At 41.6% G+C, this 13,169-nt stretch carries 12 protein-coding genes and 1 pseudogene; all 13 read left to right on the top strand.

Annotation, left to right across the window (positions count from 1 at the left end; genetic code table 11):
• The first annotated feature begins 23 nt into the window (after nt 1-23).
• The 13 genes and pseudogenes from rocF to JVX94_RS13570 all read left to right on the top strand — a co-directional run bounded on the left by rocF (nt 24) and on the right by JVX94_RS13570 (nt 12,944).
• Nucleotides 24-935 carry an arginase gene (rocF, locus tag JVX94_RS13625; protein WP_095407572.1) on the top strand — a complete coding sequence of 304 codons (912 nt, stop codon included), beginning with the start codon at nt 24-26 and terminating at the stop codon, nt 933-935.
• A 183-nt stretch (nt 936-1,118) separates the two neighbouring features.
• Nucleotides 1,119-1,682, top strand: coding sequence for an RNA polymerase sigma factor SigW (gene sigW, locus JVX94_RS13620; RefSeq protein ID WP_034324045.1), 564 nt, complete (start codon nt 1,119-1,121; stop codon nt 1,680-1,682).
• Nucleotides 1,683-1,696: 14 nt separating this feature from the next.
• Entirely contained in the window at nt 1,697-2,323 is a 627-nt protein-coding gene (gene rsiW / locus JVX94_RS13615) for an anti-sigma-W factor RsiW (RefSeq protein WP_081123889.1), read from the top strand.
• 217 nt (nt 2,324-2,540) lie between these two features.
• A complete protein-coding gene (gene cdaA, locus JVX94_RS13610; RefSeq protein WP_008344027.1) occupies nt 2,541-3,362 on the top strand; it encodes a diadenylate cyclase CdaA in 822 nt (273 codons plus the stop codon).
• A complete protein-coding gene (locus JVX94_RS13605) occupies nt 3,355-4,764 on the top strand; it encodes a CdaR family protein (RefSeq protein WP_095407573.1) in 1,410 nt (469 codons plus the stop codon). The genes cdaA and JVX94_RS13605 overlap by 8 nt, the downstream gene beginning before the upstream one ends.
• A 25-nt stretch (nt 4,765-4,789) precedes the next feature.
• On the top strand, nt 4,790-6,136 hold the full coding sequence (glmM, locus tag JVX94_RS13600; RefSeq protein WP_075612272.1) for a phosphoglucosamine mutase: 1,347 nt from the start codon (nt 4,790-4,792) through the stop codon (nt 6,134-6,136).
• 575 nt (nt 6,137-6,711) lie between these two features.
• On the top strand, nt 6,712-8,514 hold the full coding sequence (gene glmS / locus JVX94_RS13595; RefSeq protein ID WP_008360582.1) for a glutamine--fructose-6-phosphate transaminase (isomerizing): 1,803 nt from the start codon (nt 6,712-6,714) through the stop codon (nt 8,512-8,514).
• 113 nt (nt 8,515-8,627) lie between these two features.
• Nucleotides 8,628-8,881, top strand: a pseudogene (locus JVX94_RS19735) (heteromeric transposase endonuclease subunit TnsA); the annotation flags it as partial.
• A gap of 74 nt (nt 8,882-8,955) precedes the next feature.
• The gene (locus JVX94_RS13590; protein WP_111291577.1) at nt 8,956-9,633 is read left to right on the top strand and encodes a response regulator transcription factor; all 678 of its coding nucleotides are present in this window, start codon (nt 8,956-8,958) and stop codon (nt 9,631-9,633) included.
• Nucleotides 9,630-10,637, top strand: a complete 1,008-nt coding sequence (locus JVX94_RS13585; RefSeq protein ID WP_144472674.1) for a HAMP domain-containing sensor histidine kinase — start codon at nt 9,630-9,632, stop codon at nt 10,635-10,637. Before JVX94_RS13590 ends, JVX94_RS13585 begins: the two co-directional genes overlap by 4 nt.
• 92 nt (nt 10,638-10,729) lie before the next feature.
• Nucleotides 10,730-11,443 (top strand): ABC transporter ATP-binding protein, encoded by a 714-nt coding sequence (locus tag JVX94_RS13580; RefSeq protein WP_111291575.1) that lies wholly within the window; start codon nt 10,730-10,732, stop codon nt 11,441-11,443.
• Complete coding sequence (locus JVX94_RS13575; RefSeq protein ID WP_144472676.1) at nt 11,440-12,189, top strand: ABC transporter permease; 750 nt, start codon at nt 11,440-11,442, stop codon at nt 12,187-12,189. Before JVX94_RS13580 ends, JVX94_RS13575 begins: the two co-directional genes overlap by 4 nt.
• Nucleotides 12,186-12,944: an ABC transporter permease gene (locus tag JVX94_RS13570; protein ID WP_144472678.1), complete on the top strand. Its 759-nt coding sequence runs from the start codon at nt 12,186-12,188 to the stop codon at nt 12,942-12,944. The genes JVX94_RS13575 and JVX94_RS13570 overlap by 4 nt, the downstream gene beginning before the upstream one ends.
• The last annotated feature ends 225 nt before the right edge of the window (nt 12,945-13,169 follow it).

Here is a 13,169-nt window from a genome sequence, read left to right as displayed (position 1 = left end):
ATGAACGGAAAGGGGATGTACATATGGGAGAGGAAAAGAAGGTCACGATTGTCGGAGTTCCAATGGACTTGGGGCAAACGAGAAGGGGCGTCGATATGGGGCCGAGTGCGATTCGATGTGCAGGTGTAAAAGAAAAATTGGAAACGCTCTCATTTGATGTAGAGGATCTAGGTGATATTCGAGTTGAACAAAGAGATGATGAGAAAGGTTTATATACAAGTGAAAAGCTAAAAAATTTGACGGAGAATGCTGGTGCGAATCGGCTGCTTGCCGAGAAGGTTGACAGTATTGTGCAGTCAGGTTCGTTTCCGCTCATTTTAGGCGGTGATCATAGCATTGCGATTGGAACTCTTGCTGGGGTATCCAAGCATTATGAAAACTTAGGTGTCATTTGGTATGATGCACACGGGGATTTGAATACGGAGGAAACGTCTCCATCTGGGAATATCCACGGCATGCCGCTTGCTGTCAGTCTCGGTCTTGGGCATGCTGATTTAACAAACATTGGCGGTTATTCTCCTAAATTGAAGCCTGAAAATGTCGTTTTAATTGGTGCTCGATCCTTAGATGAAGGAGAACGGGCATTGATTCGAGAGAAAGGCATTAAAGTATATACGATGCATGAAATTGATCGTTTAGGGATGACAAGGGTGATGGAGGAAGCCATTGCGTATCTAAAGGAAAGAACAGATGGTGTCCATCTGTCGCTTGATTTAGACGGACTAGATCCAGCGGAGTGCCCTGGAGTAGGCACACCGGTAGCGGGCGGCATTAGTTACCGGGAAAGTCATCTCGCAATGGAGCTTTTAGAGGAGGCGGGTATTTTAACGTCTGCTGAATTTGTTGAAGTAAATCCGGTATTAGATGAGAAAAATAAAACAGCAGAAGCGGCTGTGGCACTAATTGGATCGTTAATGGGTGAAAAGCTATTGTAGAGCGGGACTTGTTCCCGTTCTTTTTTGTTTTGGGAAAATTTAAGGATATGTTAAGGTTTTTACCGGTTGATAAGCGTAACACACTGTCAAAAATTTGTTACACTATTTTTTAGAGGAGAATGAAACCTTTTGGAAAGAGGTTCGTATACATAAAGACCGGTGAAGGCAGAGGTTGAATATACTATGGACACAATGATTAAAAAGAGAATTAAGCAAGTGAAAAAAGGCGACCAGAACGCATTTACGGACATCGTAGACCTGTATAAAGACAAAATTTATCAGCTGTGCTACCGTATGCTTGGGAATGCACATGAAGCGGAGGATATTGCGCAGGAGGCGTTTATTCGTGCCTATGTGAATATCGAAAGCTTTGATGTGAATCGTAAGTTTTCCACGTGGCTGTACCGCATTGCAACCAACCTGACCATCGACCGTATTCGCAAAAAAAAGCCGGATTATTATTTAGATGCAGAGGTGGCAGGAACAGAAGGATTAAATATGTATTCTCAAATTGCTGCTGATGGCATTTTGCCAGAGGATGAGGTGGTGTCTCTTGAATTATCGAGTACCATTCAGCAAAAAATTCTAAGATTACCCGACAAATATCGTTCGGTCATCGTATTAAAGTATATTGATGAACTCTCATTAAAAGAAATTAGTGAGATTCTGAATATACCAGTTGGTACGGTGAAAACGAGAATACACAGGGGTAGAGAGGCTCTCCGGAAACAGTTGAGAGACCTTTGAGTGAGGTGATTTTGATGAGCTGTCAGGATAGAATCGTCCAGCTTATGCATCAGTATTTAGACGGGGACATTGAGCCCCAAGACGAAAAAGAATTAAAAAGCCATCTGCAATCGTGTGAGGAGTGCCGTACTCATTTTCAACAAATTGAGAAATCCATCGCGCTAGTGCAGAGTACATCTCATATAGAAGCACCATCTGATTTCACTGCAAAGGTGATGGCAGGTCTTCCGAAGGAGAAAAAGCGTGTGTCGGTTCAAAGATGGATCAAAGCTCACCCGCTGATGGTAGCCGCTGCCCTCTTTCTCATTTTGATGGGAGGCAGTCTGTTTACAAGCTGGAATACCGATCATAATTTCAGTGTGTCGAAGCAGCCCAATCTCGTCGTTGAAAATGATACAGTGACCGTACCTAAAGGGGAAACCGTAAAAGGTGATATCACTGTCAAAAATGGTAAGCTGATTGTAGAAGGCAAGGTTGATGGAAATGTCACCGTCGTCAATGGGGAACAGCTGACTGCTTCTGCCGGACAAGTCACTGGTCAAATTAATGAAATTAATGAAGTGTTTGATTGGATCTGGTACAAAATGAAATCAACAGCACAAAACGTGATGCGGGTCATTGGTCCAGAGGAGCAAAAGTAACTCAATCGGTTTAAGAGCAGTCTCTAAAGGGGGCTGCTCTTTTTCTATACATTGGTGAGATTCAAGCATACTAGCCAGTCAGCCAGATATGGTAACTATTTTCCTTGCTGAAACAAAATGTGGTATAATAGCCACGCTATGTATTGATACATAGGCTCTTTTTTTATTAAAAAATGCATCAAACGAAGAATAACTGAAAATTCTGGAGGACGAGGAAATGGCTTTAGGGGATATTCCTTTTTTGCAGTACCTCGGTAATGCTGTTGATATTCTCGTTGTTTGGTATGTGATATATAAATTAATGATGGTCATCCGCGGAACAAAAGCGGTTCAGCTTTTAAAGGGAATTGTGGTCATTGTTCTCGTCAGGATGGGAAGTGCGTATCTCGGTCTTAACACACTTCAATGGCTGATGGATCAAGCGATTACGTGGGGATTCCTTGCGATCATTATTATTTTTCAGCCAGAGCTAAGGAGAGCGCTTGAGCAGCTTGGGCGCGGCCGTTTCTTCTCAAGAAGCGGGACACCTGTAGAGGAACAGCAGCAGAAAACGATCGAGGCAATTACAAAAGCAATTAACTATATGGCAAAACGGAGAATTGGCGCGCTGCTGACAATTGAGCGCGATACCGGAATGAATGATTACATAGAGACAGGAATTCCTTTGAATGCAAAGGTGAGTTCAGAGCTGCTCATTAACATTTTCATTCCGAATACACCGCTTCATGACGGTGCTGTCATTATGAAGCGGGATGAGATTGCAGCTGCGGCTTGTTATTTACCGCTGTCAGAAAGCCCTTTTATCTCTAAGGAGCTTGGGACGCGTCATAGGGCGGCAGTTGGGATAAGTGAAGTGACAGACAGCTTAACTGTCATCGTTTCTGAGGAAACTGGCGGTATTTCTGTCGCAAGAAATGGTGATCTCCACCGAGAATTGACAGAAGAAGCGCTTGAAGAAATGCTGATTGCTGAATTTAGTAAGAACAGCAAAGATGCTTCCTCGACCAAATGGTATTGGAGGGGCAAGAAAAATGGATAAGATTTTGAATAATCGCTGGGCCGTTAAGCTTCTTGCATTGGTCTTCGCTTTATTGCTGTATGGTGCAGTCAATTCAGCGCAAGCGCCCACGCCGAAAAAAATCGGTGAATCCTTTTTCCCAACATCGACGACAGATGAAGCAACTTTAACCGACATTCCTGTTAAAGCGTATTATGATGACGAGAAGTACGTTGTCACTGGTGTGCCGCAGACAGTCAATGTCACGATTAAAGGATCAACAAGTGCTGTGAAAACAGCAAGACAAACAAAGAATTTTGAAATTTACGCAGACATGCAGAACTTATCGACAGGCACACATAAAGTGGAGCTGAAGGCAAGAGATGTATCGAAGGGACTCACACTATCGATTAATCCTTCTGTGACAACTGTGACGATACAAGAAAAAACGACAGCTGAATTTCCAGTTGAAACTGAATTTTATAATCAAAATAAAATCAAAGACGGCTATTCACCTGAACAGCCCATTGTGAATCCGAAAAAGGTCTCGGTCACTGGATCAAAGGACGTCATCGACAAAATTTCTGTCATTAAAGCTTTTGTGAACTTAGAGGATGTCGATCAGCAAATTGAAAAAGAGGCGAAGCTCACTGTGTATGATAGCAGCGGGAATGAGCTGCCAGTCGAAGTGAGTCCGTCCGTGGTGGATATTACGGTTCCAATCTCAAGCCCGAGCAAAAAGGTTCCGTTTAAAATTGAGCGGACGGGCAGCATGCCAGAAGGGATCAGCATCTCAAGCATTGAGACAAGCCCGAGTGAGGTCACAGTGTACGGCTCTCAAAAGGTGCTGGATGCACTTGATTTTATTGATGGTGTCAAGCTGGACCTAAGCAAGATTAAAGATGATACGGAGATAGATGCCGATATTCCCCTGCCAGATGGGGTGAAAAAGGTATCACCCGAAACCGTTAAGATCAAAGTGAAGGTTGCAACAGCTGAAGAAAAAAAGATCGATAATGTACCGATTTCTGTCGTGGGTTTGAGCAAGGATCTCACATCTGATTTTGTGAGCCCCTCTTCTGGACGGCTCACGTTAACAGCAAAGGGATCAAAGAGTGCGATTGATAAACTAAAGGCTTCAGATGTTGAAGCCTATATCAATGCAGGGGACTTGAACGAAGGAACCCATGAGGTCAAAGTTCAAGTGAATGGACCTCAAAATGTGACATGGACATTATCAAGATCAAAGGTCAAAGTGAAACTCACTTCTACTGATACAGAGGATCAGCCGGCGTCTACGAATGATCAGAAGGATCAATCATCTGATGACGATGATCAGGGTGAGAAGAGTAAAGAAGAATCCACGCAAGATAAAGCAAAGAAAGAATCGAGTCAAAGACAGCGGGTCAAAGAAGATAAAAAAGAGGACGAAGCGTCCTCTTGAATGGTAAAAAAGGAGCGATTGAAACATGGGCAAGTACTTTGGAACTGATGGTGTAAGGGGTGTAGCGAATAGCGAATTAACGCCAGAGCTCGCATTTAAAGTTGGGAGATTTGGCGGCTATGTGCTCACGAAGGATAAAGAACGTCCAAAGGTACTCGTTGGTCGAGACACACGTGTATCTGGTCATATGTTAGAAGGAGCGCTTGTTGCAGGCTTACTTTCAATTGGAGCTGAAGTGATGCGTCTAGGTGTGATCTCAACACCTGGTGTGTCTTATTTAACGAAGGCAATGGATGCTGAAGCGGGTGTCATGATTTCTGCTTCACACAATCCAGTTCAAGACAACGGCATTAAATTCTTCGGCGGTGACGGCTTTAAGCTGTCAGATGAACAGGAAAACGAAATTGAGCAGCTGATGGATCAGCCAGTCGATCAATTACCACGCCCAGTTGGAGCCGATCTTGGAACGGTGAACGACTACTTTGAAGGCGGTCAGAAATACTTGCAATTCTTAAAGCAGACAGCGGACGAGGATTTCACAGGTATTCACGTGGCGCTTGACTGTGCACACGGTGCAACCTCTTCTCTAGCGACACATTTATTTGCAGATTTAGATGCTGATGTGTCCACAATGGGAACATCACCAAACGGATTGAATATCAATGATGGTGTAGGCTCCACTCATCCAGAGGCACTTTCTGCTTTTGTGAAGGAGAAGGGTGCAGATATTGGTCTTGCGTTTGATGGTGACGGTGACCGTTTAATTGCAGTCGATGAAAAAGGTGATATCGTAGACGGCGATCAAATTATGTACATATGTGCACGTTATTTGAAGGATGAAGGCCGATTAAAGGATGACACCGTCGTGTCAACGGTCATGAGTAACCTTGGTTTCTATAAAGCGCTTGAGAAGCAAGGCATTAAGAGCATTCAAACTGCTGTTGGTGACCGCTATGTGGTCGAAGCGATGAAAAATGATGGCTATAATGTCGGCGGCGAGCAGTCAGGCCATTTGATTTTCCTTGATTATAATACGACAGGTGATGGCATGCTTTCTGCGATCATGCTTGTGAATACGCTCAAAGCGACAGGGAAAACATTATCAGAGCTTGCTGCGGAAATGGAAAAGTTCCCGCAGCTTTTAGTGAATGTGAAAGTGTCTGATAAATATAAAGTAGAAGAAAATGAAAAAGTAAAAGCGGTGATCCAAGAGGTTGAAAAAGAGATGAATGGTGACGGCCGTATCCTTGTTCGCCCATCGGGAACAGAACCGCTTGTACGTGTCATGGCAGAGGCGAAAACAAAAGAGCTATGTAATGAATATGTGGCTCGAATTACAGCTGTTGTGAAAGAAGAAATGGGTATTGAGTAGTAGATGAAAGCAAACCGCTGGCAGCGGTTTGCTTTTTTTTGAATAAACGACATAATTGTATGGATCTATACGAATGATATAAGCGAGGGCAACTTGAAGCTGCCTTCATACATAGGAGAGCACATCAAAGGTAGAACGTGACAAGCCTCATCGCATATAGTGTATGGAGGTCTTACTTTCTCAAATGAAGGGGATCACCCGCTACATTGTGATTGACGGAGGTCAGACCTTATAGTACAATCATCCTTGTGTTACTGGCTTTTTATTCTATCAGGAAAGGCAGGGTAGATGTTCAGGAACTCTCTTATAATTATAGCGCCCGAACTAAGCGATCGGACGAAAGATGCTTAGTTGACGAGGATGGAGGTTATCGAATTTTCGGCGGATGCCTCCCGGCTGATCAAAAAAAGAGATCACAGCCGCAAGTGTTTCTTTAAAGCAAAGAGGTGACTCTTTGTACAAAGGGAATACACATGATCTCCCAAATTAAACATGTAGAGAGGGACGAAGAAATGTCCCTTCTATTTTAGTAGGCTTTCTTTGTCCCTTTCACATGATCGGGAGGAAGAATATTTATGTGTGGAATCGTAGGTTATATTGGTCAGAATGATGCGAAGGAAATCTTATTAAAAGGTTTAGAGAAGCTTGAGTACCGCGGGTATGATTCAGCAGGTATCGCTGTGGCAAACGAAGAAGGCGTGCATGTGTTCAAAGAAAAAGGACGTATCGCTGAGCTTCGTGAAGTCGTGGATGCAAACGTAGCATCTTCAGCAGGAATCGGACATACACGCTGGGCAACACACGGTGTACCAAGCCATCTAAATGCGCATCCGCATCAAAGTGCTTCTGGCCGTTTTACGCTTGTTCATAACGGTGTCATCGAGAACTATGTACAATTGACACGCGAATATTTACAAGACGTCACACTAAAAAGCGACACAGATACAGAGGTTGTTGTTCAAGTCATCGAACAATTTGTAAACAGAGGTCTTGATACAGAAGAAGCTTTCCGTCAAACGCTTCTTCAACTAAAAGGCTCTTACGCGATTGCCCTTTTCGATAACGAAAACAAAGAAACAATCTATGTGGCGAAAAACAAAAGCCCATTATTGGTTGGTTTCGGCGAAGATTTCAACGTTGTGGCTTCTGACGCAATGGCGATGCTTCAAGTAACAAACGAATATGCGGAATTAATGGATAAAGAAATGGTCATTGTCACAAAAGACGAGGTTATTATTAAAAACCTTGACGGTGATATCATGACACGTCCTTCTTATATCGCTGAGCTTGATGCAAGCGACATTGAGAAAGGCACATATCCTCACTACATGTTAAAAGAAACGGATGAACAGCCGCTTGTTATGCGCAAAATCATCCAAGAATATCAAGACGAAAACGGCAAGCTGTCAGTTGCTGGCGATATCGCAAGCGCAGTAGCAGAAGCAGACCGCATTTACATTGTGGCTTGCGGAACAAGCTACCATGCAGGTCTTGTCGGTAAACAATACATTGAAGACTGGGCGAAAGTACCTGTAGAAGTCCATGTAGCAAGTGAATTCTCTTACAACATGCCGCTTCTATCGAAAAAGCCGTTGTTCATCTTCCTTTCTCAATCTGGAGAGACTGCGGACAGCCGTGCTGTACTTGTTCAAGTGAAAGAGCTTGGTCATAAAGCATTAACGATCACAAACGTACCAGGATCTACGCTTTCTCGTGAAGCGGACTTCACATTGCTTCTTCATGCAGGACCAGAAATCGCAGTGGCTTCAACAAAAGCCTACACAGCACAAATCGCTGTACTTGCAATCCTTGCATCAGTTGCAGCTGAATTAAATGGTCAATCTCTTGACTTTGATCTTGTGAAAGAGCTTGGTATTGTCGCAAACGCAATGGAAGCCCTTGTCGATCAAAAGGATGAAATGGAACAAATCGCTCGTGACTTCTTCACAGTGACACGTAACGCATTCTTTATCGGAAGAGGACTTGACTACTATGTGTGCCTTGAAGGTTCACTGAAGCTAAAAGAGATCTCTTACATCCAAGCAGAAGGCTTTGCTGGCGGAGAACTCAAACACGGCACAATTGCTTTAATTGAAGAAGGCACACCAGTCATTGCCCTTGCAACACAAGAGCACGTGAACCTCAGCATTCGCGGTAACGTCAAAGAAGTTGTTGCACGCGGAGCAAACCCATGTGTCATCTCACTAAAAGGCCTAGAAGACGAAGGCGACCGTTTCGTCCTTCCAGCTGTACACCCAGCACTTGCACCACTTGCATCTGTTGTACCATTACAGCTAATCGCTTACTACGCAGCACTTCACCGTGGGTGTGATGTGGATAAACCACGTAACCTTGCGAAGAGTGTGACAGTGGAGTAGGTTTTAAATAAAATCGTATTTTTGATGTGAATTACAAATAAAGTCGTACCGTTTGCAAAAAAGTTAACACCGTTTTATCCCCTTTGGTTTTGATTAGCCAAAGGGGTGTTTTTATGTCTAAAAGAAAAAGACCATCTAAAATTGATATATGGATTAAAAAAATCGAAGTTCTGGTATAGGATTAGATTATATGCCTTGGTTAAAAATTCATGATATATCCTCATGAGGGCGATCTACTCGTTTAAATGGAATAAAAACAAAAAGACAGCATGAGTTTTTATCGGATATGGAATGAAACTACTTTTATTTAACTGAACATTCTGGTTTTAGTGTTGATATTCGAGAACAATTTCTTTTACTACCGTTAATGGATATAAAAACATGATGGGATTCAAGCGTTCAGGAATTTTATAGAAAAATGTTCAGAGAGGAGGATGTTACTTGAAAAGAAGCGTGTTATATATAGAAGATAATGTGAAAATAGGCAGTTGGGTAAAAAAAGAATTGGAACAGCGAGGGTTTTCAGTTCAATGGCTGCTTTCAGGTGAAGGAGCCGAAAGAGAAGTAAATCAGCATAAGATAGTTATTTTGGATATCATGTTACCCGGATTAGACGGATTTACTGTGGGAAAACGATTAAAGAAAGCAGCTCCTGCCGTTCCTATATTGCTGTTATCTGCTCGAACATCGATAGATGATAAAGTAGATGGTTTACAATTTGCTGATGACTATTTAACGAAACCATTCCATACGGATGAATTAGTTGCAAGATTAGAAGTATTAATCCGTCGAAGTGGTGGAACACATTCCGAGCGCATTTCATTAGGTGATGATATTGAAGTAGATCCAGAAGTTCAAATGGTATACGACAAACGCACAGGTGACGAAATTATTTTAACAGGGAAACAACATCAAATATTAATGTACTTCTTACGCCATCCTAATCAGGTTTTACCCAAAGAACAAATCTACGAAGCCATTTGGCAAGAAGCTTATATTACTGGTGATAAAACAATAATGGTGCATATCCATCGATTGCGTCAAAAGTTGGAACGTCATCCAGATTCTCCAAAAATTATCGAAACGTTGAAGGGAATAGGATATCGGGTGAAACTATGAAACAGAATAGATCATTATTTCGTCGTTTTCTCAAAGTACATTTTCTATTTATCTTTTTTCCTCCTCTTGTGCTTATTTTCTTCACTGCGTTCGTTGGGGTTACTGATATTAATGAAAAAGAAATGAAGTTAAATCTGTTTTACTTTATCGTACTTTTGTTTGGTTTTATTATTGTTACATTTGTTGTCATATCTTGGCTGTTCTTCTTGAGACTTCGTAAACGTCTCACCCACTTACAAGAAGTCATGTCATTTTCAGCTAATAATAACTCATTTCCTAAACCAGTATCTGTTCAAACGGATCTTATGGATGAAATAGACCAGTTAGGAAGTTCTTTTAATTGGATGATTCAGCGTCTTGAAGACAGTCGTAAGCGAGAATATGAAGAGGAATTATTACGACATAGACTCATAGCAAATTTATCTCATGACTTACGAACGCCACTTACCATTTTGAGAGGACATGTCACCGGATTAAATAAAGAATCAATGAGTTTAGAAGGACAAAACTCATTAACAGAGATGAACCATACGATTACAAGAGTCGGAGATTTAATGGATGATTTACTTTCATATACTTTGCTTACATCAGGGAAACATCCTTTTCAACCCACTTCAACAGATATTGTACGTTTAGTAAGAGCATCAGTTGCTGCGTGGTATCCTGTATTTGAAGAATTAGAAATTCAGTTCGATGTTGATTTACCGACAGAGAGAACTTTTTATTGGGTAGTAGATCCCAAATGGATGACGAGGGTTCTGGACAATCTATTTCAGAATATTCTTCGCCATGCAGCAGAGGGAAAGTATGCAAAGATTGTTGTTGATGTAGAAAAGGAACAGATCATTGTTGCAGACAAAGGTCCAGGTATGGATCACTCATCCTATGAGCGTGGGGCGGGAATTGGATTATCGGCTTCAAATTATATGTTGAAAAAAATGAAGCTGAAAGCTGACTTTATATCAACTGAAAATGGCACAAGAGTAGCTATTGGCAGGGCTTAACCAAAAGTTAACCCAGAAGTAAACAACAGGATAACTAAGATGTAACTTTGCTTTTTTATAATGAGAACCATAACAGAAAGGAAGTGTTATGGTTGCTTACTATTAATAACTTAGTCAAACAACGAGGAAATCAAGAAATCTTATCAGGTGTCAGTTTTAAAGCTAGACCTGGTAGAGTAACTGGTTTTTTAGGTCCAAATGGTGCAGGGAAAAGTTCTACACTTCGCATCCTGCTTGGATTAGATCGTGCCACCTCTGGGAGTGCACTAATTAATGGAGTGCCATTCGCAGAATTACAGAATCCTCTAGCAATAGTAGGTGCTGCACTTGATGGATTTGGAGCTCATCGTATGCGGACAGGACGGGCACACTTACGTTGGATTGCTTGTGCCGCAGGATTGTCTCGCTCACGTGTCGAGGAAGTTCTGGAAATAGTAGGTCTAACGAATGCAGCCGGGAAAAGGGTTGGGAATTATTCCCTTGGTATGGGGAGAAGGCTTGGAATGGCAGCTGCACTACTTGGTGATCCAAAAATATTGGTTTTAGATGAACCCGTAAACGGGCTCGATCCAGAAGGAATTCGTTGGATCCGGACATTTTTACGTGAACGTGCTGCGTCTGGTAAAACGGTATTACTATCCAGTCATCTAATGGGTGAGCTTGCAGAGACAGTTGATGATGTGGTAATTATTCATCATGGAAAAGTCGTTGCAGACGGAACATTGGAAGAAGTAATAGGTAACCATAACACGCTGGAGGAGGCCTTTTTTGCCCTGACATCTGAAAATACGGGTGATGTTGTATGAAAGCATTCACCGCAGAACTATCTAAATTGTTCTCCCTGCCGAGCATTTGGCTTGCCTTTCTTCTTGGAGCATTTGCCCCTGCGGTCATTTCTGCTTTGGACAGCATAGTAGAAAAAGAGGAGATTATAGCTGGAGTTAGCACACGACTATCAGAAGTTGGCTATATTGGATTAGGTCTTGGTGTGCAAGGTATCATTATTCTTGGTGTGCTTGCTGTCAGCAGTGAGTATGTGACAGAGAGCAGTGAATCTGGTGGAGGGAATCAGATTACAACGAGTTTAACCGTTGTTTCATCTCGTTTCCACTTTTTACTGGCAAAAGCAAGTGCTGTGACAGTGATCAGTATAATGCTTTCCGTTGTTGCTATTCTAACAACTGTGTCAGCAACAAATCTTATCCTTGGTGAATACGCCCCTGCATTTGAAACATCAAGACTGATCGGTGCAATTTGTTACTGGATGTTTACTGCTCTTTTAGCATTTGGGATTACGGTTCTTACTAAGAATGGCATTATCCCGCTTGCTGTGCTCATGATAAATTCATCTGTTGTGACAGTCTCTTACCTCCTTACTAAGGTTACAAAATTAGCGTTTTACTTACCAGATAGGGCTGGCCTTGATATGTTTATGTTTACGAGCGACAGATTTCACACCCCATTCAAAGGTGGTTTAATCATGTTTGCTTGGGTAGCTGTTTTTTTCATTATAGCAGCCATTGTATTCCATAGGAGGGACGTTGCATCATGAATGTCTTTTCTAGTAGAAAGATAACATTAATCCTTGGTGCAGAACTGGATAAATTAGTTACATTACCGTTGGTATGGCGCACTCTTATGGGTACATTCATTCTAAATTTAGTTTTAGCAGCAGCTTTTACTTCTGCTGGTCTACAAGAGGCAGCAGAAACGCAAAGTATACTGAATATAGGACTTGCTTCTATGGGATATCTTCAAGTGGGGTTTATTATTCTTGGTATCTTAGCTGCTTGTTCGGAGTATACGGGTGGACAGATTCGAACTACTTTAACTACGATTCCTTGGCGTGGTTTTCAATTATCCACGAAGCATTTAGCCTTGGCAATTGTAACCATTCCTATGGCGTTTATTATGGCTGGATCAGGTGTACTATATGCTTTTATTATGATGAGAGACACAGCATTAGTGATTGAAATAGACGCTATGATAAAAACTTTAGTAGGTGCAACAGGCTATCTCACATTAACCACCCTTCTTAGTGCAGCTATAGGTTCTTTATTCAGACGAACCACTCCTGCATTAGTGGTACTGCTGGGTCATTATTTCATTGTTGGTCCATTATTGAGAGATTTTCTACCTAGTATTAAAAATTATTTTCCGGATACGGCAGGAAATTATATGTATATGCCGCCTTCCTCTAATGAAATAAATATCCTTACACCAATGCAAGGAACAGGTATTTCAATGCTATGGACACTGATCTTTATTACAGTAGCAATTGTATTTTACCGTAAAAGAGATGCCTAATTTTAGTTATTATCATTTATACAAATGAAGAAAGTTCATTTGTATAGAGGGAGAAACAATCATTCCTTCATTACCTGTGGTTGAGTAATAATAAGTTGTTTGAAACTTTGATTTACTTGTTCAATTAACCGGTCCAATAGTTGTAAGGGGGGGAGTCACAAATTTTATTAAAAACAAATAAAAATTATATTTGGGTATATTTCATTATTCTTTTTGCTCTTTGGT

Source organism: Bacillus sp. PDNC022 (assembly GCF_016919285.1).
Classification (GTDB): domain Bacteria; phylum Bacillota; class Bacilli; order Bacillales; family Bacillaceae; genus Bacillus; species Bacillus safensis.
This window is presented reverse-complemented; position numbering and strand designations above follow the sequence as displayed.